20 protein-coding genes are annotated in these 24,091 nt (G+C 72.8%); 6 read left to right on the top strand and 14 right to left on the bottom strand.

Going from position 1 to position 24,091, the window contains the following annotated elements:
- Window positions 1–63: 63 nt before the first annotated feature.
- A complete protein-coding gene (gene paaN / locus ACWG52_RS18665; RefSeq protein ID WP_389804225.1) occupies window positions 64–1,746 on the bottom strand; it encodes a phenylacetic acid degradation protein PaaN in 1,683 nt (560 codons plus the stop codon).
- Window positions 1,747–1,870: 124 nt separating this feature from the next.
- Here paaN and ACWG52_RS18660 point away from each other — a divergent pair, with 124 nt between their 5' ends.
- Both ACWG52_RS18660 and ACWG52_RS18655 read left to right on the top strand, forming a co-directional pair.
- Window positions 1,871–3,421, top strand: coding sequence for a 3-hydroxyacyl-CoA dehydrogenase (locus tag ACWG52_RS18660; protein ID WP_453129019.1), 1,551 nt, complete (start codon window positions 1,871–1,873; stop codon window positions 3,419–3,421).
- A complete protein-coding gene (locus ACWG52_RS18655) occupies window positions 3,418–4,020 on the top strand; it encodes a TetR/AcrR family transcriptional regulator (RefSeq protein WP_389804219.1) in 603 nt (200 codons plus the stop codon). Before ACWG52_RS18660 ends, ACWG52_RS18655 begins: the two co-directional genes overlap by 4 nt.
- 233 nt (window positions 4,021–4,253) lie before the next feature.
- Here ACWG52_RS18655 and ACWG52_RS18650 read toward each other — a convergent pair whose 3' ends face one another.
- Window positions 4,254–4,817: an Lrp/AsnC family transcriptional regulator gene (locus ACWG52_RS18650; RefSeq protein ID WP_389804216.1), complete on the bottom strand. Its 564-nt coding sequence runs from the start codon at window positions 4,815–4,817 to the stop codon at window positions 4,254–4,256.
- A gap of 178 nt (window positions 4,818–4,995) precedes the next feature.
- Between ACWG52_RS18650 and pdhA the strand changes: the two genes are divergently transcribed.
- From pdhA to ACWG52_RS18635, 3 genes are read left to right on the top strand one after another with little or no spacing between them, the layout of a single operon-like run.
- Window positions 4,996–6,132, top strand: a complete 1,137-nt coding sequence (gene pdhA / locus ACWG52_RS18645; RefSeq protein WP_389804213.1) for a pyruvate dehydrogenase (acetyl-transferring) E1 component subunit alpha — start codon at window positions 4,996–4,998, stop codon at window positions 6,130–6,132.
- A gap of 50 nt (window positions 6,133–6,182) precedes the next feature.
- On the top strand, window positions 6,183–7,151 hold the full coding sequence (locus tag ACWG52_RS18640; RefSeq protein WP_389804916.1) for an alpha-ketoacid dehydrogenase subunit beta: 969 nt from the start codon (window positions 6,183–6,185) through the stop codon (window positions 7,149–7,151).
- Window positions 7,151–8,476 (top strand): dihydrolipoamide acetyltransferase family protein, encoded by a 1,326-nt coding sequence (locus ACWG52_RS18635; protein ID WP_390139326.1) that lies wholly within the window; start codon window positions 7,151–7,153, stop codon window positions 8,474–8,476. The genes ACWG52_RS18640 and ACWG52_RS18635 overlap by 1 nt, the downstream gene beginning before the upstream one ends.
- Window positions 8,477–8,616: 140 nt before the next feature.
- Here the strand turns inward: ACWG52_RS18635 and ACWG52_RS18630 are convergent, their stop codons facing one another.
- The 10 genes from ACWG52_RS18630 to ACWG52_RS18585 form a co-directional block, all read right to left on the bottom strand.
- The gene (locus ACWG52_RS18630; RefSeq protein WP_389804207.1) at window positions 8,617–9,594 is read right to left on the bottom strand and encodes an NAD(P)H-quinone oxidoreductase; all 978 of its coding nucleotides are present in this window, start codon (window positions 9,592–9,594) and stop codon (window positions 8,617–8,619) included.
- A 26-nt stretch (window positions 9,595–9,620) separates the two neighbouring features.
- The gene (locus ACWG52_RS18625; protein WP_389804204.1) at window positions 9,621–10,721 is read right to left on the bottom strand and encodes a potassium channel family protein; all 1,101 of its coding nucleotides are present in this window, start codon (window positions 10,719–10,721) and stop codon (window positions 9,621–9,623) included.
- Window positions 10,709–12,049 (bottom strand): molybdopterin molybdotransferase MoeA, encoded by a 1,341-nt coding sequence (locus ACWG52_RS18620; protein WP_389804201.1) that lies wholly within the window; start codon window positions 12,047–12,049, stop codon window positions 10,709–10,711. The genes ACWG52_RS18625 and ACWG52_RS18620 overlap by 13 nt, the downstream gene beginning before the upstream one ends.
- A complete protein-coding gene (locus tag ACWG52_RS18615; protein ID WP_453129018.1) occupies window positions 12,046–12,963 on the bottom strand; it encodes an NTP transferase domain-containing protein in 918 nt (305 codons plus the stop codon). The genes ACWG52_RS18620 and ACWG52_RS18615 overlap by 4 nt, the downstream gene beginning before the upstream one ends.
- 291 nt (window positions 12,964–13,254) lie before the next feature.
- Entirely contained in the window at window positions 13,255–13,794 is a 540-nt protein-coding gene (locus ACWG52_RS18610) for a bacterial proteasome activator family protein (protein ID WP_030014634.1), read from the bottom strand.
- Window positions 13,795–13,900: 106 nt separating this feature from the next.
- Window positions 13,901–16,657, bottom strand: a complete 2,757-nt coding sequence (locus ACWG52_RS18605; protein WP_389804914.1) for an ABC transporter permease — start codon at window positions 16,655–16,657, stop codon at window positions 13,901–13,903.
- 101 nt (window positions 16,658–16,758) lie between these two features.
- Window positions 16,759–17,505, bottom strand: coding sequence for an ABC transporter ATP-binding protein (locus ACWG52_RS18600; RefSeq protein WP_389804193.1), 747 nt, complete (start codon window positions 17,503–17,505; stop codon window positions 16,759–16,761).
- 25 nt (window positions 17,506–17,530) lie between these two features.
- Window positions 17,531–18,187 carry a PadR family transcriptional regulator gene (locus ACWG52_RS18595; RefSeq protein ID WP_033214813.1) on the bottom strand — a complete coding sequence of 219 codons (657 nt, stop codon included), beginning with the start codon at window positions 18,185–18,187 and terminating at the stop codon, window positions 17,531–17,533.
- A 152-nt stretch (window positions 18,188–18,339) separates the two neighbouring features.
- Window positions 18,340–18,840, bottom strand: coding sequence for a hypothetical protein (locus tag ACWG52_RS18590; protein ID WP_390166604.1), 501 nt, complete (start codon window positions 18,838–18,840; stop codon window positions 18,340–18,342).
- Between the two features lie 173 nt (window positions 18,841–19,013).
- The gene (locus tag ACWG52_RS18585) at window positions 19,014–20,669 is read right to left on the bottom strand and encodes a protein kinase domain-containing protein (protein ID WP_389804186.1); all 1,656 of its coding nucleotides are present in this window, start codon (window positions 20,667–20,669) and stop codon (window positions 19,014–19,016) included.
- Window positions 20,670–20,897: 228 nt separating this feature from the next.
- On the opposite strand from ACWG52_RS18585, the gene ACWG52_RS18580 reads away from it, so the two are divergent.
- Window positions 20,898–22,514: a protein kinase domain-containing protein gene (locus tag ACWG52_RS18580; RefSeq protein WP_389804183.1), complete on the top strand. Its 1,617-nt coding sequence runs from the start codon at window positions 20,898–20,900 to the stop codon at window positions 22,512–22,514.
- Between the two features lie 70 nt (window positions 22,515–22,584).
- Here ACWG52_RS18580 and ACWG52_RS18575 read toward each other — a convergent pair whose 3' ends face one another.
- Both ACWG52_RS18575 and ACWG52_RS18570 read right to left on the bottom strand, forming a co-directional pair.
- Window positions 22,585–23,001 carry a pyridoxamine 5'-phosphate oxidase family protein gene (locus ACWG52_RS18575; protein ID WP_389804180.1) on the bottom strand — a complete coding sequence of 139 codons (417 nt, stop codon included), beginning with the start codon at window positions 22,999–23,001 and terminating at the stop codon, window positions 22,585–22,587.
- Between the two features lie 120 nt (window positions 23,002–23,121).
- Entirely contained in the window at window positions 23,122–23,784 is a 663-nt protein-coding gene (locus tag ACWG52_RS18570) for a response regulator (protein ID WP_389804177.1), read from the bottom strand.
- Window positions 23,785–24,091 lie beyond the last annotated feature (307 nt).

Raw genomic sequence — 24,091 nt, 5'->3', positions numbered from 1 at the left:
CCGAAGAACGGCGGGAGTAGCGGGAGGGCGCGGTCCACCCGGGCCGGGGTCTGCGTGACGCGGTTACGCCTGGCGGCGGACCTCCACCACCCGGAAGCGGTTCGCGACGAAGGCGCCGTCGCACAGGGCCGCGTTGGCCGCCGGGTTGCCGCCGGAGCCGTGGAAGTCCGAGAACGCGGCGGTCTGGTTCACGAACACCCCGCCGGTCAGGTTCAGGGAGAGCTGCGCGGACTCCTCCAGGCAGACCTCCTCGACGGCCCGCTCGGTGTCCGCCGACGTGGTGTACGCGCCCACCGTCATGGCGCCCTTCTCCCGCACCGTACGGCGCAGCAGGTCGAGGGCGTCCGCGGTGGTGTCCACGGCCACCGCGAAGGAGACCGGGCCGAAGCACTCGGAGAGGTACGGCGCCTCCGGGTCCGGCTTGGCCGCGTCCAGCTTGACCATGACCGGGGTACGGACCACCGCGTCCGGGAACTCGGGGTTCACGACCTCCCGGGAGGCCAGCGCGACCTCGCCCAGCGCGGCCGCGGCCTCCAGCCGGGACTTGACGTCCGGGTTCACCAGCGCGCCGAGCAGCGCGTTGGCCCGGGCGTCGTCGCCCAGCAGGCCGCCGACCGAGGCGGCGAGGTCGGCGACGACCTCGTCGTAGGTCTTGTGGCCGGCGTCCGTCGCGATGCCGTCGCGCGGGATCAGCAGGTTCTGCGGGGTGGTGCACATCTGGCCGCTGTACAGGGACAGCGAGAACGCCAGGTTGGACAGCATGCCCTTGTAGTTGTCGGTGGAGTCCAGGACGACGGTGTTGACGCCGGCCTTCTCCGTGTAGACCTGCGCCTGACGGGCGTGGGTCTCCAGCCAGTCCCCGAACTCCGTGGAACCGGTGTAGTCGATCAGCTTGATCTCGGGGCGGACCGCGAGGGTCTTGGCGATGCCCTCGCCCGGGCGCTCGACCGCGAGCGCCACCAGGTTCGGGTCGAAGCCCGCCTCGGCGAGGACCTCCCGCGCGACCTGGACGGTCAGCGCGAGCGGCAGCACGGCCCGCGGGTGCGGCTTGACCAGCACCGCGTTGCCGGTGGCGAGGGAGGCGAAGAGGCCCGGGTAGCCGTTCCAGGTCGGGAAGGTGTTGCAGCCGATCATGAGGGCGACACCTCGCGGGACGGCCGTGAAGGTCTTGCCGAGCTCCAGGGGGTCCTTCTTGCCCTGCGGCTTCGACCAGTCGGCCTGACCCGGGACGCGGGTCTGCTCCTCGTAGGCGTAGGCCACGGCCTCCAGGCCGCGGTCCTGCGCGTGCGGGCCGCCCGCCTGGAACGCCATCATGAAGGCCTGGCCGCTGGTGTGCATGACCGCGTGCGCGAACTCGTGGGTCCGGGCGGAGATGCGGGCCAGGATCTCGATACAGACCAGGGCGCGCGCCTCGGGTCCCGCGTCGCGCCAGGCACCCATGCCGGCCTTCATCGCGGGCAGCAGCACGTCCGGGTCCACGTGCGGGTACTCGACACCCAGCTCCGGTCCGAACGGGGACACCTCGGCGCCCGTCCAGCCGTCGGTGCCGGGCTGGCCCAGGTCCAGCCGCGTGCCGCGGACGGCCTCGAAGGCGGCGAGCCCGTCGGCGGGCGCGGTCTCGCCGTACGCCTTGGGATGTTCGGGGTGCGGGGACCAGTAGGCACGGCTGCGGATCGCCGACAGGGCCTGGTCCAGGGTGGGCCGGTGCTTGGCGGACAGCTGGGGGACGGTGAGCTCGGCGGCCATCAGGGACCAACTCCTCGTTGAGCCGGGCGAAGGAGAGCAGACTGGAGTTAGAGTAACCGAACGATCGGTCGGGACAAGAGGGCCCGGCGGACCTGTGGACAAGTGTGTGCGGGAGGATCAGGGCATGACAGCAATCGAGCGGTCCCGCACTGTGGCGGTCGTCGGCGCCGGCACCATGGGACAGGGCATCGCCCAGGTCGCCCTCCTCGCAGGTCACCGCGTGCTGATCTACGACATCAACGCCGCGCTCGCCGCCGACGGCGTCGGTTTCGTCCAGGACCGGGTCGAGCGGATGGCCGCCAAGGGCCGGCTGGACCGCGCCGAGGCCGAGGACGCGATCGGCCGGATCGCCGCGGCCGGCGACCTCACGGACCTCGCCGAGGCCGCCCTCGTCATCGAGGCGGTGGTCGAGAACGTCACCGTGAAGCAGACGCTCTTCGCCGCCCTCGAAGAGGTGCTCGCGCCGGACGCGCTGCTGGCGACCAACACCTCCTCCCTCTCCGTCACCGAGCTCGGCGCCTCGCTCGCGCACCCCGGCCGCTTCCTCGGCCTGCACTTCTTCAACCCGGCCCCGCTGCTCCCGCTCGTCGAGGTGGTCAGCGGTTTCGCGACCGACCCGGCCGCCGCCGAGCTCGCGTACCGCACCGTCCTCGACTGGGGGAAGACGCCGGTCCGCTGCGCCGACACCCCCGGTTTCATCGTCAACCGGATCGCCCGCCCCTTCTACGCCGAGGCCTTCGCGGTGTACGAGGAGCAGGGCGCCGACCCGGCCACCATCGACGCCGTGCTCCGCGAGAGCGGCGGCTTCAAGATGGGCCCCTTCCAGCTGACCGACCTGATCGGCCAGGACGTCAACGAGGCCGTGACCCGCTCGGTGTGGGAGTCCTTCTTCCACAGCCCGAAGTTCACCCCCTCCCTGGCCCAGCGCCGCCTCGTCCAGTCGGGCCGCCTCGGCCGCAAGAGCGGGCACGGCTGGTACCCGTACGGTCCGGACGTCGAGCCCGCGCTGCCGCACACCGCCGCGCCCGAGGAGGCCCCGGCGAAGGTCACCGTCGTCGGTGACCTCGGGCCCGCCGCCGACCTGGTGGACCTGCTGGAGGAGGCCGGGATCGCGGTCGTGGCCACCGAGCAGGGCGGCCCGTACATCCAGCTGCCCGGCGAGGGCCAGCTGGTCCTCGCGGACGGCAAGACCTCCGTGGAGTTCGCCGACGTCGTCTACTTCGACCTCGCGCTCGACTACCGGGGCGCCACCCGGATCGCGCTCTCCGCGAGCGCGGACACCAGCGAGCGGACCCTCTCCGAGGCGATCGGCCTCTTCCAGAAGCTGGGCAAGCAGGTCTCCGTGATCGGCGACGTCCCCGGCATGATCGTCGCGCGGACCGTCGCGATGCTGATCGACCTCACGGCCGACGCCGTCGCCCGGGGCGCGGCCTCCGCCGAGGACATCGACACGGCGATGCGGCTCGGCGTCAACTACCCGGTGGGGCCGGCCGAATGGCACGACCGGCTCGGCCAGGACTGGGCCTACGACCTGCTGCACAACCTCGACGAACGCGTCCCCGGCGGCCGGTACGCGCCTTCCCTCGCCCTGTTCAAACTGGGCTACGAGGACGGCGACGAGGCCGACGCCGAGGGCGACCAGGCCGACCAGGGCGACACGGGGGAGAACGAATGACGACGGCCAAGCGGGACACCTACACCCCCGAGACCCTGCTGTCCGTGGCCGTCCAGGTCTTCAACGAGCGCGGCTACGACGGCACCTCCATGGAGCACCTGTCCAAGGCCGCGGGCATCTCGAAGTCCTCGATCTACCACCACGTCGCGGGCAAGGAGGAACTGCTGCGGCGCGCCGTCAGCCGCGCCCTCGACGGGCTCTTCGGGATCCTGGACGAGCCGGGCGCGGTACGCGGCCGGGCGGTCGAGCGCGTCGAGTACGTCACGCGCCGCACGGTCGAGGTCCTGGTCGGCGAGCTGCCGTACGTCACGCTGCTGCTGCGGGTGCGCGGCAACACCCGCACCGAGCGCTGGGCGCTGGAGCGCCGCCGCGAGTTCGACCACCAGGTCGCGGACCTGCTGAAGGCCGCCGCCGCGGAGGGCGACCTGCGGGCCGACGTGGACATACGCCTGGCCACCCGGCTGCTCTTCGGCATGGTCAACTCCCTGGTCGAGTGGTACCGCCCGCACTCGGGCACGGGCGCCGACCAGCTCGCGGACGCGGTCGTCCACATGGCCTTCGACGGCCTGCGCACCACCCCCCACCCGCCGACCCCCTGAGCCGGGCCGCACCCCGGCCGGCCGGGGTGCGAGCCTGCCGCGTGAGCACCTTCCTCCCCACCCTCACGAGGACCTGCGCGAGGCGGTGGTCGACGGGCGGCTGCTCCTCACCCTGACCGACGTCGACCGGCCGGCGGTGACCCGGTGTGGCCGCCGGTCGGTGGGTCCCGGGTGCCGGCGGCCAGGACCCGCGCGTAGCGCGTTCGGCCCAGAGCGTCCGGACCGGCGCGGGCCTACTCCTCCGCGATGGTCGGACCGCTCCCCGGGCCCGGGGAGAGGAGATCCGTTTCCTCGAAGACCAGCAGGGTGCGCGTCGAGAGGACCTCCGGGATGGCCTGGAGCCGGGTCAGGACCAGCTCGCGCAGGGTCCGGTTGTCCGGGGTGTGCACCAGCAGCAGGACATCGAAATCGCCGCTGACCAGCGCGATGTGCGCCGCGCCCGGGAGCTCGCGCAGCTGCTCGCGGACCGTGCGCCAGGAGTTCTGGACGATCTTCAAGGTGATGTAGGCGGACGCACCCTGACCCGCGCGCTCGTGGTTGACGCGGGCCGTGAACCCGCGGATCACCCCGTCGTCGATGAGTCGGTTGATCCGGGCGTAGGCGTTCGCCCGTGAGACGTGCACCTGCTCCGCCACCGACCGTATGGACGCCCGGCCGTCCGCCTGGAGCAGTCGCATGATCGACCGGTCGATCGGATCCAGGGGGCGGGGTGCGGCGGGCGGGCCTGACGTGGCTCCCGGGGCGCCCCCCGGCGTCGCCGGTGCGGGACCCGTTCCGGCCATTTGTTCATCCGGCATTGCCCGATGCCTCCCTCTCCTGGACGTCCTGCATCCATCCCAGGGCCCCGGCGCCCGTTTGTCCACAGCCTGGAGCCGCCTGTAGCCAAATTGCGCGGACAACCGAACAATCGGTAGGTGAGGGGCCTCACATCCGGGGCACCCCCTGCCCGCTTCCCACGAGGAGGTGTACGCCGCCATGACGGTCCAAGAGCTGCCCGGTGCCGGTGCGTCCCACCGTTCCACCCAGCCGCCCGCCTGGAGCCCCCGTACGGACGCCGCTCCGCTGCTTCCGGACCCCGAGCCCTACCGGGTACTGGGCACCGAGGCGGCGGACCGGCTCGACCCGGAGCTGATGCGCCGCTGCTACGCCGAGCTGGTGCGCGGTCGGCGCTACAACGCCCAGGCCACGGCGCTCACCAAGCAGGGCCGGCTCGCCGTGTACCCCTCCACCGTCGGCCAGGAGGCCTGCGAGATCGCGGCCGCCCTGGTCCTGGAGGACCAGGACTGGCTGTTCCCGAGCTACCGCGACACCCTGGCGGCCGTGGCGCGCGGACTGGACCCCGTCCAGGCGCTGACCCTGCTGCGCGGCGACTGGCACACCGGATACGACCCGCGTGAGCACCGCATAGCCCCGCTCTCGACCCCGCTCGCGACCCAGCTGCCGCACGCGGTGGGCCTGGCGCACGCGGCCCGGCTGCGCGGCGACGACGTCGTCGCGCTCGCCATGGTCGGCGACGGCGGCACCAGCGAGGGCGACTTCCACGAGGCGCTGAACTTCGCCGCCGTCTGGCAGGCCCCGGTGGTCTTCCTCGTGCAGAACAACGGCTTCGCGATCTCCGTCCCGCTCGCCAAGCAGACGGCCGCCCCGACCCTCGCCCACAAGGCCGTGGGGTACGGGATGCCCGGCCGGCTCGTCGACGGCAACGACATCGCCGCCATGCACGAGGTGCTGACCGAGGCGGTCCGGCGGGCCCGCTCCGGTGGCGGCCCGACCCTGATCGAGGCCGTCACGTACCGGATGGAGGCCCACACGAACGCCGACGACGCGACCCGCTACCGCGGTGACGCCGAGGTCGAGGCCTGGAAGGCGCACGACCCGGTCGATCTGCTGGAGCGTGAGCTGACCGCCCGCGGGATCATCGACGAAGCGGCGATCCAGGCGGTGCGCGAGGACGCCGAGGCGATGGCCGCGGCACTCCGCGAGGGGATGAACGCGGACCCGGTGGTGGACCCGATGGACCTGTTCGCGCACGTGTACGCGGAGCAGACGGACCGCCTGCGGGAGCAGGCGGCCATGCTGCGCGCAGAGCTGGAAGCCGAGGACCAGGCGTGACGACGGTGGCGGCGGCGAAGTCCGCGAAGACGGGGGCCAAGCCCGCGACGATGGCGCAGGCGCTGACCCGCGCGATGCGCGACGCGATGGCCGAGGACCCGACGGTCCACGTCATGGGCGAGGACGTCGGGACGCTCGGCGGGGTCTTCCGGATCACGGACGGCCTCGCGAAGGAGTTCGGCGAGGAGCGCTGCACGGACACCCCCCTCGCGGAGGCGGGCATCCTGGGCGCGGCGGTCGGCATGGCCATGTACGGGCTGCGGCCGGTCGTGGAGATGCAGTTCGACGCCTTCGCCTACCCGGCGTTCGAGCAGCTGATCTCGCACGTGGCGAAGATGCGCAACCGCACCCGCGGCGCGATGCCGCTGCCGATCACCATCCGCGTGCCCTACGGCGGCGGGATCGGCGGTGTGGAACACCACTGCGACTCCTCCGAGGCGTACTACGTGGCCACGCCCGGCCTGCACGTGGTGACCCCGGCGACGGTCGAGGACGCGTACGGGCTGCTGCGCGCGTCGATCGCGAGCGACGACCCGGTGGTCTTCCTGGAGCCGAAGCGGCTCTACTGGTCGAAGGCCGACTGGCGTCCCGAGGCGCCGACGGTCGTGCCCGGCATCGGCAAGGCGCTGGTCCGGCGCGCCGGTACGAGCGCGACCCTGATCACCTACGGACCCTCGCTCCCGGTCTGCCTGGAGGCGGCCGAGGCGGCGCGCGAGGAGGGCTGGGACCTGGAGGTCGTCGACCTGCGCTCCCTCGTCCCCTTCGACGAGCAGACGGTCGTGGAGTCCGTACGTCGCACCGGTCGCGCGGTGGTGGTCCACGAGGCCGGCGGCTTCGGCGGACCGGGCGCGGAGATCGCCGCCCGCGTCACCGAGCGCTGCTTCCACCACCTGGAGGCGCCGGTGCTGCGGGTGACGGGCTTCGACATCCCGTACCCGCCGCCGATGCTGGAGAAGCACCACCTGCCGGGTGTGGACCGGATCCTGGACACCGTGGCACGCCTGCAGTGGGAGAACTGATGCCGCAGGTAATGGAATTCAAGCTTCCCGATCTCGGGGAGGGCCTGACCGAGGCCGAGATCGTCCGCTGGCTGGTCGCGGTGGGCGATGTCGTCGCCATCGACCAGCCGGTGGTCGAGGTCGAGACGGCCAAGGCGATGGTGGAGGTTCCGTGCCCCTACGGCGGTGTCGTCACCGCCCGTTTCGGGGAGGAGGGCACGGAACTGCCCGTCGGAGCACCGCTGATCACCGTGGCGGTGGGGGCGTCGTCGCTCCCGGAGGCCCCGGCCGCGCAGGCGGCCGAGGCCGAGGGCTCCGGCAACGTGCCCCGACCCCTGATCGGTTACGGCGAGGACCACTCGCGCCCGGCGCGTCGGCGACGGGTGCGACCCGTCACCGCCGCGGTCTCGGCGCCCGTCGTGGTGGCCCCGGTCGCCCCGGCCGCCCCGGTGGTTCCCGTGGTGTCCGCCGGTCCGGTGCCCGTGATCTCGCCGCTGGTGCGCAAGCTGGCCAAGGACGGCGGGGTCGACCTGCGCGCACTGAAGGGGTCGGGGCCCGAGGGTCTGATCCTGCGGGCCGACGTCGAGGCGGCGCTGGCCGCGCTGCGGGCACCCGAGCCGGCCCCGGCCGCCCCGGTGGCCCCGGCGGTGGCGGCGCAGGGCGAGCGGATCCCGCTCAAGGGCGTGCGCGGTGCGGTCGCCGAGAAGCTGTCGCGCAGCCGCCGGGAGATCCCGGACGCCACCTGCTGGGTCGACGCCGACGCCACCGAGCTGATGGCCGCCCGAGCCGCGATGAACGCGGTGGGCGGGCCCAAGATCTCGGTGCTCGCGCTGCTGGCCCGGATCTGCACGGCCGCGCTGGCCAAGTACCCGGAGCTCAACTCCACCGTGGACCTGGCGGCCAAGGAGATCGTCCGGCTCCCGTCGGTGCACCTGGGCTTCGCCGCGCAGACCGAGCGGGGCCTGGTGGTCCCGGTGGTCCGGGACGCGCAGCACCGCAACCCGGAGTCCCTGTCGGCGGAGTTCGCCCGGCTGACGGAGCTCGCCCGGTCCGGGAAGCTGGCTCCGGCCGATCTGACCGGCGGCACCTTCACCCTGAACAACTACGGGGTGTTCGGGGTCGACGGCTCCACGCCGATCATCAACCACCCCGAGGCGGCGATGCTGGGCGTGGGCCGGATCATCGACAAGCCCTGGGTGCACGAGGGTCAGCTGGCGGTCCGCAAGGTCGTCCAGCTGTCGCTGACCTTCGACCACCGGGTCTGCGACGGCGGCACGGCGGGCGGCTTCCTGCGCTACGTGGCCGACTGCGTCGAATCCCCGGCGGTCCTGCTGCGCAGCCTGTAGCTCGGCGCGGCCGGCTGTCCTGTGGGGCTCCGCCCCGGACCCCGCGGCTCACACGCCGGCGGCGCTGAATTTCAGCCCGTCCGGCGTGTGAGGACCGGGGGTTCGGGGCGTAGCCCCCGCAGCGGCGCCGCGCCCGGCTCTCACACCGTGAGCAGCAGCTTGCCCACGTGGCTGCTGGACTCCAGCACGCGGTGGGCCTCGGCCGCCTCGGCCATCGGGAACGTCGCGTGGACCACCGGGTGGATCCGTCCGGCGGCCAGCAGCGGCCACACGTGCTCGCGTACGGCGGCGACGATGGCCGTCTTCTCCTCCAGAGGGCGGGCCCGCAGCGAGGTGGCGGTGATCGCCGCCCGCTTGGCCAGCAGCGCGCCGAGGTTCAGCTCGGCCTTCACCCCGCCCTGGAGCCCGATCACCGCGAGCCGCCCGTTCACGGCCAGCGCGTCCACGTTCCGGGCGAGGTACTTGGCGCCCATGATGTCCAGGATCACGTCCGCCCCGGCCCCGCCCGTCGCCTCGCGCAGCTCGGCCACGAAGTCCTGCTCGCGGTAGTCGATCAGGATGTCCGCGCCCAGCTCCTTGCAGCGCGCCAGCTTTTCGGGGCCGCCAGCCGTCACGGCGACCGTCGCGCCCACCGCCTTCGCCAGCTGGATCGCCATCGTGCCGATCCCACTGGACCCGCCGTGCACCAGCAGGGTCTCGCCGGGCCGCAGTCCGGCCACCATGAAGACGTTGGACCACACCGTCGTGACGACCTCGGGCAGTGCGGCCGCCGTCACCAGGTCCACGCCCGCCGGGACCGGCAGCAACTGGCCCGCCGGCACGGCCACCCGCTCCGCGTAGCCGCCGCCGGCCAGCAGGGCGCACACCTCGTCGCCCACGGACCAGCCGGACACCCCCGGCCCCAACGCGGAGATCCGCCCGGAGCACTCCAGCCCCGGATGGCGCGAGGCGCCGGGCGGCGGATCGTAGAACCCCTGTCGCTGGAGTACGTCGGCGCGGTTCACGGCGCTCGCCGCGACCTCGACGAGGACCTCGCCCTCGCCGGGCACCGGATCGGGTACGTCGGCCCAGACGAGGGCCTCGGGGCCGCCGGGCTGCTCGATGGTGATCGCATGCATGGCCCGGAGGCTACGCCACGGCGCGGCTACTCGGCAGGACCCAGCCGCACGGCGGGCGACGTGGGCGGTACCGCCCGCACGATGGTGATGAGACGGTCCGTCAGCTGGATCGGGCTCGCGTGCGGGTCGTCGTAGGCGAGCAGCCGGTGCCCGCGCAGCACGCTCACGACCAGGTCCTCGGTGTCCCGTACCGACTTGCCGACCTCGGCCTTGCGGGCGGGGCGTTCGATGAGGTCGAGCCCGCTGCCCTGCTGGATCAGGTCCTCCATCACGGTGCCCGCGCTCGGGCTGAGCACCGACAGGCCCAGCAGCCGACCGGCCGCGCTCGCGCTCGTGATGACGGCGTCGGCCCCGGACTGGCGCAGCAGCGGGGCGTTCTCCTCCTCGCGCACCGCGGCGACGATCTTCGCCCCGCGGTTGAGCTGCCGGGCGGTCAGGGTGACCAGGACCGCCGTGTCGTCCCGCTGGGTGGCGATGACGATCTGACGGGCTTTCTGCAGCTCGGCGCGGAGCAGGACGTCGGAGCGGGTGGCGTCGCCGACCACGCCGGTGAACCCCTCCGCGTTGGCGGTGTCGATCACCTTGGCGCTGGGGTCGACGATGACGACCTGTTCCTTGGAGAGGCCGGTGGCCAGCAGCGTCAGAAGGGCCGAGCGGCCCTTCGTGCCGAAGCCGACGACGACCGTGTGCTCACGCAAGTTCTTCCTCCAGCGCTTGAGCCGCCACTCTTCCCTCGTCCGTTCCGTCAGGACTTCCAGGGTGGTACCGACCAGGATGATCAGGAACAGCACGCGCAGGGGCGTGATCACCAGAATGTTGATCAGCCGTGCGCTGTCGCTGTACGGCACGATGTCGCCGTAACCGGTCGTGGACAGCGTCACCGTCGCGTAGTAGAAGCAGTCGAGGAGATCGACCTGCTCGTTGGCGTTGTCGTGGTAGCCGCCCCGGTCCAGCCACACGACGAACACCGTGAGGAAGAGCACGAACAGGGCCATCAGCAGACGCTTGCCGACCTGGCTCAGCGGAGCCTCGACGACGCGTTTGGGCAGCTTGATGCGCCGGGAGACGAGTTTCTCGTCGGCGCCGCGGGCCATGGAGTCCTGGCCGTGCAGTTTCACGTGAAACATCCTCCAGAAGCCCAGGGCAGATCGAGAATCTCCAGTTCCTGTCCGGACCGCGCGCCTTTGGGCGGTACGACGGCCAGCGCGTCGGCGGCGGCCACACCCCGCAGCATCGCAGGTCCGTGGTAGCGCAGCGGCACCGCGTGCTCGTCGCTCAGCAGGACCGGCACCAGCCGGGTGTCGTACGGGTGGCCGGGTACGTCGCCCTGCACCGGCGCCGTGTAGCGGGGGCGCCTGCGGCGGCCGGCGAGGGCGCGCAGCAGCGGTTCGGCGAGGGTCAGCAGCCCGGAGACGGCGGCCAGCGGGTTTCCGGGCAGCCCGACCACATGGCGCACCGCCGATGCCTCGGGCGTCCCGGTCTCGACGCGGGCCAGCAGCATGGGGTGCCCGGGGCGCACCGCCACGCCGTCGACCAGCAGTTCGGCGCCGGCCTCGCGCAGTACCGGGTGGACGTGGTCGACGGGTCCGGCGGCGGTGCCGCCGGTGGTGACGAGGACATCGGCGGTGCTGGTGGTGACCGCCTCCAGCAGGGCCGCGGCCCCCGCCGGGTCGTCGCCGAGCCGCCGTGTGCCGATGACCTCGGCGCCGAGGCGGTCGATCCAGGGACCGAGCATGGGGCTGAGGGCGTCGCGGACCAGACCCTCGTGCGGGAGGCCCTCGGTGAGCAACTCGTCGCCGAGGACGAGGATCTCCACGCGCGGGCGCGGCCGGGTGGTCAGCTCGTCGTACCCGGCGGCCGCGGCGAGCCCCAGGACGGCCGGGGTGACCAGGGAGCCGGCGGGCAGCAGCAGGTCGCCGGAGCGGCACTCCTGGCCCCGCGGGCGGATGTCCTGGCCGGTGAGGACGGGCCGGTCGGCGAAGAGCTGGGCGCCGGCCTCGCGGCAGTGCTCGCTGCGGATGACGGCGGTGGCGTCGGCGGGGATCCGGGCGCCGGTGGCGATCCGTACGGCCTCGCCGTCCGTCAGGGGCTCCGGCCGCTCGGAGCCGGCCAGGACATCGCCGCCGGCGCGCACGCTCCAGGGGCCGGGGCCCGAGACGGCCCAGCCGTCCATGGCCGAGGTGTCGAAGGACGGCAGGTCGGTGAGCGCGTCCAAGGGAGCGGCCAGGACCTCGCCGAGGGCGGCCGCGAGGGGCACCCGGTGGGTACGGGGCCGCACCCCGCTCCCGGCGCGGGCGGCGGTGTCCCGGGCCCGCTGCCAGCCGGTCGCGCGGTGGGCGCCCGTGCCGCCGCCGCCCGCAGGGCCCGAGCGATCGCCGACGCCGCCTTCGGGGACGCGACTGACCAGCGCCAGGGCCTCGTCGAGGGCCTGCTCGGCGGAGTTCGTGGGGGTCATCCGGAGCCGTTCTGTTCGGCGGAGTCGGCCGCTGCCTCGTCGGCCCAGCGCAGCGCCAGGTCGGCCGCCTTGCGGGAGGCCTCGGCGACGGCCTGGGCGGGGTCGGCGCCGGTGGCGGCGGCGTGGGCGGCCGCGTAGCCGACCAGGAAGGTGGTCAGCGGGGCGGCGGGCCGGGCGACGCCGTGGGCGGCGTCCCGGGCGAGGTCGAGCAGGGCCTTGGTGTCGACGGTGAGGTCGATGCCCAGCTCGCTCTTGACGGCGGTGATCCATTGCTCCAGCACGCTTCCATGCTCCCTGATCCGGGCGCGGGCGGCGGCGAGATCGTCCCAGGTGTCGCAGTCGAAGGAGGCGAGTGGCCGGGAGGTGATGCGGGCGAGGTCCAGTTCGGCGGTGAGCGCGCGCAGCGGCAGCCCGGTGAGGGTGCCGTGCTCGGCGGCGAGCAGGGCGATCTCGCGGCGCAGCGGCTCGGCCCGATAGGCGGCGACCAGCGGCTGGTCCCGGCCGTCGGGGTCCCGGAGCATCGCCCCGTCCCTGCCGGGGGCCGCGTCCCTGCCCGGGGCCGCGTCTCTGCCGGGGCCCGCGGGCGCGGTCGGGGCCGCCAGCAGGGCCCGTACGGTCTCCCGGTCGAGGAACGGCAGGTCGGCGGAGAGTACGAGGACCAGCTCGGCGGTGGTCCGGCGCAGCCCGGCGTCCAGTGCGGCCACGGGGCCGCCGCCGGGCGGGTCCTCGCGGGTCCAGTGGACCGGGCGCGCGGTGGCGCGGCGATCGCCGACGACGACGGTGGTCCGGGCGTCCGGGCAGGCGTCGAGGACGCGGTCGAGGAGTGCGCGGCCGCCGACGCTCAGCGCGGGCTTGTCGGCCCCGCCGAGTCGCCGAGCGGCGCCGCCGGCCAGCACGATCGCGTCGTAGCTCATGCCCTTGAGTATGAGGTGGCCATGTCCCCGGCCGGGAGCCGGACCTGGCGGACCGTGCGGTGCGGGTGCCGGGTGCGGCGCCGTTGCCGGGGGCGCTGCCCCCGGACCCCCGCGCCTCAAACGCCGGCGGGGCTGAAAGAGCGGCTCGGGTGCCGGTGGGGGTGAGGGGGCGCCTCAAACGCCGGCGGGGCTGACACAGCGCGCCGGTGGGGTCGAGGGGGCGACGCGGAAGCGGGTCCGGGCCTCGCCGTGGGGCGGGGGCCGGACCCGCTTGCGCTGTTCGCCGGAGGGCTAGAGGTAGGGGCCGGAGCGGATCGCGCCGTGGCCGCCGTCCTCGTCGTCGTCGTGCGGCCCGCCCGGCGGGAGGGCGCGGCGCATCTGCTCCAACTGGGCCCGCGCCGCCATCTGCTGTGCGAACAGGGCCGTCTGGATGCCGTGGAAGAGGCCTTCCAGCCAGCCCACCAACTGGGCCTGGGCGATCCGCAGTTCGGCCTCGGAGGGGATGGCCTCCTCGGTGAACGGGAGGGACAGGCGCTCCAGTTCCTCCACGAGCTCCGGGGCCAGGCCGTCCTCCAGCTCCTTGACGGAGGCGGCATGGATGTCCTTGAGCCGGACCCGGCTCGCCTCGTCGAGAGGCGCGGCACGTACCTCTTCCAGGAGTTGCTTGATCATGCTGCCGATCCGCATGACCTTGGCGGGCTGTTCGACCATTTCCGTCACCGGGACCTCGCGCGACTCGTCATCGGCGTCGCCGACCGCCGTCCCGTCCTGTCCCACGATCAGGACGTGCGGGGGGCTGTCCTGCGACCGTTCACTCCTCGGCATCTCCATGCCGTCATTCTCTCGCACACCTCCGTACTCACACGGTGTGCCCCCGTACAGTCGTGATCCACCCTGTACGGGGGCACCAGCCTGGTACCGGTTCCGGGCCTCGGAGCTACCCGGCGGCCCGGCGGGCCAGTGCGCCGCTGGAGCGGGTGACCAGGGCCGCCAGCAGGGCCGCGCCCAGCGGCACCACGACGAGCAGCCCGCCGAGGGTCTCCCACGGGACGGAGATCGGCACGAACGGCACCGCTTCCGTCACCGGCGTGAAGCCCTCCTCGATCGACTCCAGGCGGAGCGTCTCCGCCACCCGCTGCTCCGTCAGGCGCAGGCCGATGGCGGGCAGGATTCCGGCGGCCGAGCCCAGGACGACGCCCATCACGGCGACCACCCCGCACTGGAAGCCGCTCAGCGTCCGCCGGACCCGCGGCGCGGCGCCCACCGCGGCCAGCGTCTTCAGGTCGGCCTCGGCGTCGGCCTGGGCCAGCCCGGTGGCGATGCCGGCCGCGCCGATGGTGACGATCCCCGCGAAGATGGTGAGGGCGAGCATGGCGAGGCTGTTGTCGCCCTCGTAGCCCTTCTCGATGCGCAGGGAGGTGTCCAGGCCCATCCGGTCGATCTCCCCGTCCAGCTTCTGGCGTTGCTCGCTGGTCGGGATCCCGTCGAGGCTGAAGTACGAGCCCACGGGCGCGGTGGCCAGTCCGGCGGCCTTGGCCGCCGAGGGCGGCAGGATCAGCTCGACGCCCCAGCCCACGACCGAGTCGGGTACCTGGTGGACGGGGAGGACCTTGTCCTCACCGGGCGTCTCGTCGTAGTGCCCGCGCATGATGTCGTTCTCCCCCGAGTCGGTGATGACCCGCAGGGTGAGCTTGCCGTCCTTGACCTGGCGCTTGTCGAAGGAGACGGCCTGACCGGCCTTGAGGGCGGCCACGGAGCCCGGGTCGGTGACCGCGAGCACGCTCAGCACCTTCTCGTCGCCGACGAGGACGGGGTACTGCGTGCCGTACCGGGACTCCTGGCAGCGCCAGTCCTGGCGCAGTTCCCTCTGCCGCTCCAGGGGGAACGATTCGCCGCCCTTGGGGTCCTCGTAGAGCGGGCAGCGCTGCTCCTTGGGCGTGATGACCTCGACACGGCCGCAGCCGGGTTCCGAGGCGAAGGACTCGCAGCTGGGCTTGCCGACGACGAGCCGCTCGAAGTCCGCCCGCTGCGTCAGCGGCAGCTGCTTGGAGAGGGTCTCGCGCAGGGCGGGCACCTGCTTGTACTCGCTGTTCTCGTGGGCCGTCAGCACCCCGGTGCCGTGCGGCAGGTCGGCCCGATACTCCTGGCGCATCTGGACGTCGTTGCTCCGCTCGTACGTCGCGACGGCGACGGTTCCGGCGACGGCGGCCAGGACGGCGGCCACGGCGGGGGCCGTACGCCCGCGGTTGCGCACGGCGTCGCGCAGCGCGAGCCGCGGCGACAGCGGCAGCCACCGGCCGAGCCGGCCGAACAGGCCGACGAGGACCGGGGTGAGGGCGACGATGCCGAGTTCTGCGAGGGCGCTGCCGCCCGCCACGACGGTGCTGCCGAGCCGCGAGGTGGTGCCGTAGAGGGCGATCGCGGCGCCGGCGGCGACGGCGATCAGGCCGAGGACGGGCAGCACCCGGTTGGCCTTGCGGATGCCGCGGCGGCCGGTCAGCGAGGCCAGCACGGTCTGCCGGGAGGCGGTGACGGCGGGGACGATCGCGGCCAGCAGGCCGGTGATCACGGCGAGCAGGGCGATGCCGGCCAGTTCCAGGGGACGGAAGTCGAAGCCGCCGAAGCGGCTGCCGAGGGTCCCCTCCAGCACCGGCCGCAGGAGGACGGTGAGCAGGACGCCGATGACGGTGCCGGTCACGGCGGCGACGGCGCCGAGGACCAGGCCGCCGGAGAGCACGATGGAGCGGATGTGGCGCCGGTCTCCGCCGTTGGCGCCGACCAGGCCGAGCTGGCGGCGCGAGCGGCGGGCGCCGACCGCGAAGGCCGGTCCGGCGAGCAGGCAGATCTCCAGCATGGCCAGGCCCGCGACAGTGGCCAGGATGGCCATCTGGACGACCCTGTTGCCGTCGCGCTCGAACATGGCCTTCGGCTCGTCCCGGTAGAGCGGGACCTCGGAGTCGGCGGGCGGGTCGAGGATGACGGCGCGCGAGATGACGACCAGGCCCTTGGCGTTGGCCGCCTTGACGGCGTCCCAGGTGACACCCGCGCCGCCGACCTTGACCAGGTAGGTGTCGTCGGGGGACACCGCGCGGCCGCCGGTGTCCGCCACCGCCTTGTTCAGCGGGGCGATCAGCGTCCCGGGCGGGGCGATGATCTGCGGGCGTTCCAGTTCGTCCGGCAGCTCGTAGGCGCCGACGATCTTGTACGGGGAGGTGGCGCCGCGCGGGGTGACCGACGATCCGACGAACAGGCCGGAGTCCCTCAGGAAGGCCTGGGTGGCGATGACTTCGCCCGAGCTCTCGGGCAGCCGGCCGCGGTCGAGCGTGATCAGGCCCTTCACCAGCGGGCTGTGCGTGTCGAGTTCGCGCAGGTGGGTGTCGAGCAGCCCGTGCGTGGTGCGGACCTTGGCGTAGCCGCCGGTGTCCTTGAGGACCTGGGCCCCGGGCGGGAGCGCGGCCTCCACCGGTGCCGGCTTCTCCCGCGGGGACTTCGAGGGGTCGAAGTTCTTGTAGCCGCCGACGGGCGCGGAGGATTTGCCGTCGGGGCTCTGGTTGATGGCCCCGGACATGTACGAGGCGTTCACCCGGGCGTCGGCGGCGCCGAGCGTCCGGGTGAGCGACTGCTCGGGGGAGAGTTCGGCGCTGCGCAGCGTGAGGTCGGCGGCGCTCACTCCGATGATCGGCAGGGCGAGCATCGCGAGGACGAGGGCGCTGCGGCCCTTGGCGCGCCAGGCGTCGCGGCGGGCTATGCGCAGGGCCGCGATCCAGGAGTGGTACCAGCCTTGGAGCGGAGAGGTCACTGGCCGGCCGCCTGCCCGGAGAGGAGCGAGTCGGCGTGGCTGCGCAGGGTCTCGTCGACCACGCTGCCGTCGCGCAGGAAGACCACGCGGTCGGCCCAGGCGGCGAACCGCGGCTCGTGCGTGACGAGGATCCCGGCCGCGCCCGCGTCGCAGCGGGCGCGCAGCAGGGCGAGGACGGACTCGCCGGTCTCGGAGTCGAGGGCGCCGGTCGGCTCGTCAGCGAGGACCAGTCGGCGGTCGCCCACCAAGGCGCGGGCGATGGCCACGCGCTGCTGCTGGCCGCCGGACATCTCGTCGGGGAAGCGGTCGGCGAGCTGACCGAGGCCCATCTCCTCCAGCGCGGCGACCGCGGAGGCGCGGGCCTTGCGGGCGGAGATGCCGTCGAGTTCCCGGGGCAGTGCCACGTTCTCGGCGGCGGTGAGGGCCGGTATCAGGTTGTAGTCCTGGAAGACGTACCCGATGCTGCGGCGGCGCAGGGCGGCCAGCTGCTTGCGGCTCGCGGCGGTGATGTCGGTGCCCTCGACGATCACCCGGCCGCTGCTCGGGGTGTCGAGGCCGCCGGCGAGGGTGAGCAGCGTGGACTTGCCGGAGCCGGAGGGGCCCATGACGGCGACGAGTTCGCCGGGGAACACGGAGAGGTTGATCCCCCGCAGGGCGTGCACCTCGGTGGCGCCGCTGCCGTGCGTGCGGACGAGTTGGTCCAACTGCAGTACGGGCCGCTGGGGCTGGGGCTGGTCAGGCATGGAGTGTCCCCCCTGGAACGGTGGTTCAGCCACGACGCGTACGAGCGGTACGCCAGGGCCGGTCGGTGGTGGGCGGGGCCGGGGTCTCGGCCGCGGCGGCCTGGGGTGGTTCGGCTTCGGCGGCTCTCCGGTCGGCCGGCAGGGAGAGCCGGACCAGCCGGGCTTCGCAGTGGTCCAGCCAGCGGGCCTCGGCCTCGGTCTGGAAGATCAGCTGTTCCAGGACGAGCAGCCAGGCCACGTCGTCGCGCTCGTGGGACCGGCCGCTCTCGACCGCGGCGAGCGCCGTGGCCTTGAGCCGGGTGTAGTCCTGCATCGCCTTGATCGTGGCGTGGCGCTGGGACTGGATGACGGCGCGGATGTCCACGCCGGGCGCGCCCACGGCCATGGCGAGCTTGATGGACAGCTCGTCGCGGGGTGGGTTGGCGCGGTCCACGGGGCGCTCGTACCACTGGAGCAGCTCGGTGCGCCCGGCGTCGGTGATGGCGTAGAGGGTGTGGCCGGCGGCGTCCTCGCCGTCGGGTGCGACGAGGCCGTCCCGTTCGAGACGGGCGAGGGTCGTGTACACCTGCCCGACGTTGAGCGGCCAGGTGGAGCCGGTGCGGGATTCGAACTCGGTGCGTAGCTGGGAGCCGTACCGAGGACCCCGTTCCAGCAGGGCGAGTAGCCCGTGACGGATCGACATACTCAGTATGTATACCGAGTATGTTCACTCCCTGCAACCATCCTGAGGTGTACGTCGCAGGGGGGACGCGCGCCCGGAACGGACCGGCGGTCGGCCCGGAGCGGACCCGGGACCCGGCCCGCAGCCGGCCCGGGCGAGGTGGTCCGGGCGGCTCAGATCCCGCGGCGCAGGCGCACTCCGAGGTAGCCGAGGCCGAGGCCCATCAGGGCGAATCCGGTGCCGAGCGGCAGTATGTGCGCGGCCAGGTCGGCGGCCCGGTCGTTGGTCCCGGTGCCGAGGGCGGTGACCACCGACGGCGGGGGGAGCGGGGCGGTGATGTCGCCGGTGCCGCGGCTGTTCGTCGGCCGGGGGGAGGGCTCGGTGCGCGTGTGCGGGCGGACCGGCGCCCGGGGCCGGGAGGCCACCACCAGCTCCGGGTTGGCGGGCTCGCCCACCGGTCGCCCGGGGTGCTCGCGGCCGACGCCGGCGAGGCTGCCGGCCAGTGCCTCGTAGCGGACGTCGGGCGGGGCGGAGGAGGCGGGCGAGGCGGGCGCCGCGACGTGCCGGGACGGGGCGAGAAAGGGGCTGGCGTAGGCGGAGGCGGTGGGCGCGAGGGAGGCGGCCGCGAGAGCCGCGCAGGCCAGCCAGTGCGGCGGGCGGAAGCCTTGGATCACGGGGAGCCCCTCCCGTCCCGAGCCACGAGCTGCTCGCTGCGCGTCAGAGATATGCGCCCAGATTTACATAGTGGGGCAAAAGCGGCATCCCGGACGCCCCATAAGGGTGTCCGGGATGCCGGTGTGTCGGACCGCGGCGCCTGCCGCGCCGCCGTGCGGCGGTGTCCTTCGCGCTATTCGGGGTTGCCGGTCGACACGGTCAGCGTGAACTCCGTGCCTTCCTTGTCGATCTTGTCCCCGGCGGCCGGGGTCTGGAACAGCACCGTGTCCTTGCCGTACACGGCTTCGTCCTTCGTCTCGATCTTGTACCTGCCGCCCGAGGCCTGGATGCACTCCTTCACCGAGAGCAGGTTCTTGTACTTGAAGTCCGGCGCCATGTACTTGCCGGACTCGCTGTAGTGCTTCACCGGCTCCGTGCACTTCTTCGGGTCGATCGTGCGCGTGGTGTCCGGCCCCTTGAACCCGGCCTTGGCGGAGGCGCCGGCGGACGTGGAGGCCCCCGGGTCCGCGGTCGTCCCCTTGTCCTTGTCGCCGTCCATCGAGAGCGCCGCGATCAGACCGCCGACGGCCAGCAGCGCCACCGCGATCGCGCCCACGAGCACCGGCATGTTCCGCTTGCCGCCACCGGACCCCGAGGTCGTGCCCGCCGTGGACGGGGAGATCGTGTACGGCGGCGGGGTCTGCGGCGCGTACTGCTGCGGCGCCGGCGTGTGCGGGTAGGCGTAGCCACCCTGCGCGTGCTGCTGCGGGGCCGGCGTCGGCGCGTACGGGGCCGGCGTCGGGGTGTGCGGAGCCTGGTACGGCTGCTGCACCGACTGCGGGGGCGCCTGGTACCCGGACTCCACCGGCGGGAACACGGCCGAGGCCACGCCCGCGCCGCTGCTCGGGGGAGCCTGGCCCTGGACGATGACCGGCGCACCGGTCTGCCCGGAGCCCAGCACCCGCGCGACCTCGTCGCCCATGGCCGCGGCCGTGGGGAAACGCTCGTTCGGGTTCTTCTTCAGGGCCCGCGCCACCAGCGCGTCCATCGCCGGGGTCAGCGACCGGTTCACGGAGGACGGGGCGACCGGCTCCTCCTGCACGTGGGCGTACGCGATGGCCAGCGGCGAGTCCGCGTCGAAGGGGATGCGTCCGGTCAGCAGCTGGAAGAGCATGATGCCGACGGAGTAGAGGTCGGAACGGGCGTCGACCCCGCGCCCCAGCGCCTGCTCGGGCGAGAGGTACTGGGGGGTGCCGACGACCATGCCGGTCTGCGTCATCGAGGTGACCCCCGACTGCATGGCGCGGGCGATGCCGAAGTCCATCACCTTGACCACGCCACGCTTGTTCACCATAACGTTGCCGGGCTTGATGTCGCGGTGGACGAGCCCCATCTCGTGGCTGGTCTCCAGCGCGGCCAGCACGTCGGCCGTCACCTTCAGCGCCTTGTCGGCCGGCATGGCCCCGTACTGGCGGATGTCCTCCTCCAGCACCGAGCCCAGCGGCCGGCCCTCCACGTACTCCATGACGATGTACGGCATCACCGCGCCGTCACCCGCGGCGGCGCCGCCGAACGTCACTTCGCCCTCGCCCGTATCGAATACCGAGACGATGTTCGTGTGCGACAGTTTCGCTACAGCCTGGGCCTCGCGGCGGAACCGTTCGCGGAAGGACTGCTCGCGGCCGAGGTCGCTGTGCAGCGTCTTGATGGCGACCTGTCGGTCGAGGGCCGAGTCGTACGCCAGGTACACGGACGCCATGCCGCCCGCACCGAGCAAGTCCCTTAGCTGGTAACGGCCACCGGCCAGAGAGCCGCCCGCGTACTGGCCCTGAGTGCCGTCCTGGCTCATGACTGTTGCTTCCCCTCGGGATGTGTCCCCACGCCGCTGGCCGGGCGCATTGGCGCCCAGTCTGCCGCAGGGCAAGCACACGTCAAGCCAGGTGCCCGTTCCGTGACCACACGTGCACAGGCGGCCTTGTCCGAACGGTGACCGGTTCGGAGGCTGTAGCGTTCACCGGAGCACCGACGAAGAGGACGACCGCTGAGCGGCGACCGAGAGATACGACGGCGAGGACTGATGGCACCCGAACCCGATGGAAACGGCGCCGGGATGACCGATGGTCCTGAGCACTGGGGCGCCGGCGGCCTGGTGGGAGACGGCCGTTACCGGATGACGCACCGGCTGGGCCGCGGCGGCATGGCCGAGGTGTTCGCGGCCGAGGACGTCCGCCTGGGCCGCACGGTCGCCGTGAAGCTGCTGCGCGCGGACCTCGCCGAGGACCCGGTGTCCAAGGCCCGCTTCACGCGCGAGGCGCAGTCCGTCGCCGGACTCAACCACCACGCCGTCGTCGCCGTGTACGACTCGGGCGAGGACAAGGTCGGTCCGAACACCGTCCCGTACATCGTCATGGAGCTCGTCGAGGGCCGCACCATCCGCGACCTCCTGCTCAGTGCCGAGGCCCCGGGCCCCGAGCAGGCGCTCATCATCACCTCGGGCGTGCTCGAAGCCCTCGCGTACTCGCACCAGCACGGCATCGTGCACCGCGACATCAAGCCCGCGAACGTCATCATCACCGAGACCGGCGCGGTCAAGGTGATGGACTTCGGCATCGCCCGCGCCCTGCACGGCGCCCAGTCGACGATGACCCAGACCGGCATGGTCATGGGCACCCCGCAGTACCTGTCGCCCGAGCAGGCCCTCGGCAAGGCCGTCGACCACCGCTCCGACCTGTACGCGACCGGCTGTCTGCTCTACGAACTGCTCGCGCTGCGTCCCCCGTTCACCGGTGAGACCCCGCTGTCGGTGGTCTACCAGCACGTCCAGGACGCGCCGGTGCCGCCGTCGCATCTGCCGGAGGGCCGGCACCTCCCGCAGGAGCTCGACGGCCTGGTCATGCGCTCCCTCGCCAAGGACCCGGACGACCGGTTCCAGAGCGCCGAGGAGATGCGCGGGCTGGTCCAGTACGCGCTCCAGATGCTGCACGACCAAGGGCCGAACACCGGCACCTGGAGCACCGGTCCGGTCACCATGACCCTGCCGCACGGGCGGGGCGGCGCCTCGGCCACCACGGCCATGCCCCTGCCCGGGAACGCCGGCCAGCAGCAGTACGGGGCGCACGCCTCGACCTCGCAGTTCCAGCAGCCGATGGTGCCGTCGCTGAACCCGGACGACGGCTCGGCCTTCCCGGGCGGCCACGGCCAGGTCGGCAACGGCGGCTACGACGGATACGACGCCTACGAGGAACGCGGCGGCAGCCGCTGGAAGGGCTGGCTGTTCGCCGTTCTCGCGATCGTGGCGGTCATGGGCGGTGTGGCCTACGCCGTCAACACCGTGGGCCAGGGCGACAAGAAGAAGCCGGAGACCACCCAGAGCACCCCGGGCGGTCAGCCGAGCCAGTCCTCGGCGCCGAACGTCACCCAGCCGCCGCAGACGCAGGACAACACCCCGTCCACCAACGACAACGCGCCCGCGCCGACCCGTAGCCGGCAGCAGAGCTTCAGCCCGACGCCGACGCCCACCGCGACGCACTCGCCGACGGGCACGGCCTCGCCGAGCGCCTCGTCGTCGGGGAAGCCCTCCACGAGCCCCTCGGCGACCCCGTCGACGAAGCCGTCGACGAAGCCCACGGACGGCGGCGCCGGTGGCGGCGCCGGCGGCCCCGGCGGGGGCGGCGCCACCGACTCGGAGGAGTGAGACGGATACGGGGACGGGCCCGGCGGAATCCATTCCGCCGGGCCCGTCCCCGTATCCGTGTGAGCGCGGGTCAGAGGGCGTGCTGGTACCGCCGGTCCGGATTCCGGGCGAGCGAGTGCACGGTGACGAACTGGGGTTCTATACGCATGTAGACGGGGTCGAAGACCTCGCCGTCGATGAAATGCGGAACGGGACCGAAGAGCTCCAGTTCGGCGTTGGTGGGCTCGATGACCTGCGCCGTTCCGGTGAACTGGACCGACCAGAGTTCCGCGTCGGGCGCATGCGAATTGTCGGCCCCGTACGCCACCACACTGCCGTTGCAGGCCTGGTGGTGACCGAAACCGGAATGCATTCTCAGAACCACCCCGCCGTCCACCACGATGTGCCGGGCGAGCGCGAGGAACGGCAGCGCGCGCATGCTGGTGGCCACGCGGCCGTACGGCACCCGGCGCAGCAGGTCGACGGCGTGGAGTTCCTCGGGGGACATGGCGTCCACTCTCGGTCACCGACACCCGCCGCGGAAGAGCAGCCCGTCCCGAGGGCCGAGGACCTTGGTCCCGCGTACCGCCACGAAGCGTGACGGCGCCAGGGTGCGCGAGCGGTGGGGTCAGCGGCGCTCGGCCTGCAGGCGGGCCACGTAGGCGGCGGCCTGGGAGCGGCGCTCCATGCCCAGCTTCGAGAGCAGGCTGGAGACGTAGTTCTTGATCGTCTTCTCGGCCAGGTGCAGGCGCTCGCCGATCACGCGGTTGGTCAGACCCTCGCCGATCAGATCGAGGATCTTCCGCTCCTGCTCGGTGAGGTTCGCCAGCCGGTCGTCGCCCCGGCCGGGCCTGCCCCCGTCGCGCAGCCGCTCCAGCACGCGGGCGGTGGCGATCGGGTCGAGGAGCGACTTGCCGGCGGCGACGTCGCGCACGGCGCTCAGCAGCTCATTGCCGCGGATCGCCTTGAGCACGTAACCGGAGGCGCCGGCCATGATCGCGTCGAACAGTGCCTCGTCGTCGGCGAAGGAGGTCAGCATCAGGCATTTGACGCCCTCGTCCTGCGAGCGGACCTCGCGGCAGACCTCCACACCGCTGCCGTCGGGGAGGCGGACGTCGAGGACGGCCACGTCGGGACGGGTGGCGGGGATCCGGACCAAGGCATCCGCGGCGGTACCGGCCTCGCCGACGATCTCGATGTCCTCTTCGACCGACAAGAGCTCGTGGACGCCCCGACGTACCACTTCGTGGTCGTCCAGGAGGAATACCTTGATTTTTCCGTCTTCGCGCACGAAGTCAGTTTCACACACTCACCCCTTCCCTGCCGGAGTTACCCGGGATAACGTGCCGTTGTTCCCGGCCCCTGCAAGGCTGTGACCAGTGGTTGTTCCCGTTGCTACGTTTTTACTAGGAAATCCAAGCAAAAACGCAGGTCAAACGGGGTTTCGCAGTTATGCGACACACTGGGTAACGTGCATTGCGCAGGGCACTCGCCGGGACACCTGTCACGCCTGAATCCCCGTACGCGAGGCGCACCCACCCCGTGCGCTCGTTACGGATACAGGTGAGCCGCACTGGACCCCGGAGAACCCGGGTGCC

Source organism: Streptomyces sp. CLCI03, assembly GCF_053615355.1.
The sequence above is the reverse complement of the archived record's forward strand: the minus strand, read 5'-3'. Positions and strand labels throughout refer to the sequence as shown.

Excerpts from the sequence above, each read along its gene's own strand:
- paaN (WP_389804225.1), bottom strand. The coding sequence starts at position 1,746 with ATGGCCGCCGAGCTCACCGTCCCCCAGCTGTCCGCCAAGCACCGGCCC.
- ACWG52_RS18660 (WP_453129019.1), top strand. The coding sequence starts at position 1,871 with ATGACAGCAATCGAGCGGTCCCGCACTGTGGCGGTCGTCGGCGCCGGC.
- ACWG52_RS18655 (WP_389804219.1), top strand. The coding sequence starts at position 3,418 with ATGACGACGGCCAAGCGGGACACCTACACCCCCGAGACCCTGCTGTCC.
- ACWG52_RS18650 (WP_389804216.1), bottom strand. The coding sequence starts at position 4,817 with ATGCCGGATGAACAAATGGCCGGAACGGGTCCCGCACCGGCGACGCCG.
- pdhA (WP_389804213.1), top strand. The coding sequence starts at position 4,996 with ATGACGGTCCAAGAGCTGCCCGGTGCCGGTGCGTCCCACCGTTCCACC.
- ACWG52_RS18640 (WP_389804916.1), top strand. The coding sequence starts at position 6,183 with ATGGCGCAGGCGCTGACCCGCGCGATGCGCGACGCGATGGCCGAGGAC.
- ACWG52_RS18635 (WP_390139326.1), top strand. The coding sequence starts at position 7,151 with ATGCCGCAGGTAATGGAATTCAAGCTTCCCGATCTCGGGGAGGGCCTG.
- ACWG52_RS18630 (WP_389804207.1), bottom strand. The coding sequence starts at position 9,594 with ATGCATGCGATCACCATCGAGCAGCCCGGCGGCCCCGAGGCCCTCGTC.
- ACWG52_RS18625 (WP_389804204.1), bottom strand. The coding sequence starts at position 10,721 with ATGTTTCACGTGAAACTGCACGGCCAGGACTCCATGGCCCGCGGCGCC.
- ACWG52_RS18620 (WP_389804201.1), bottom strand. The coding sequence starts at position 12,049 with ATGACCCCCACGAACTCCGCCGAGCAGGCCCTCGACGAGGCCCTGGCG.
- ACWG52_RS18615 (WP_453129018.1), bottom strand. The coding sequence starts at position 12,963 with ATGAGCTACGACGCGATCGTGCTGGCCGGCGGCGCCGCTCGGCGACTC.
- ACWG52_RS18610 (WP_030014634.1), bottom strand. The coding sequence starts at position 13,794 with ATGGAGATGCCGAGGAGTGAACGGTCGCAGGACAGCCCCCCGCACGTC.
- ACWG52_RS18605 (WP_389804914.1), bottom strand. The coding sequence starts at position 16,657 with ATGCTCGCCCTGCCGATCATCGGAGTGAGCGCCGCCGACCTCACGCTG.
- ACWG52_RS18600 (WP_389804193.1), bottom strand. The coding sequence starts at position 17,505 with ATGCCTGACCAGCCCCAGCCCCAGCGGCCCGTACTGCAGTTGGACCAA.
- ACWG52_RS18595 (WP_033214813.1), bottom strand. The coding sequence starts at position 18,187 with ATGTCGATCCGTCACGGGCTACTCGCCCTGCTGGAACGGGGTCCTCGG.
- ACWG52_RS18585 (WP_389804186.1), bottom strand. The coding sequence starts at position 20,669 with ATGAGCCAGGACGGCACTCAGGGCCAGTACGCGGGCGGCTCTCTGGCC.
- ACWG52_RS18580 (WP_389804183.1), top strand. The coding sequence starts at position 20,898 with ATGGCACCCGAACCCGATGGAAACGGCGCCGGGATGACCGATGGTCCT.
- ACWG52_RS18575 (WP_389804180.1), bottom strand. The coding sequence starts at position 23,001 with ATGTCCCCCGAGGAACTCCACGCCGTCGACCTGCTGCGCCGGGTGCCG.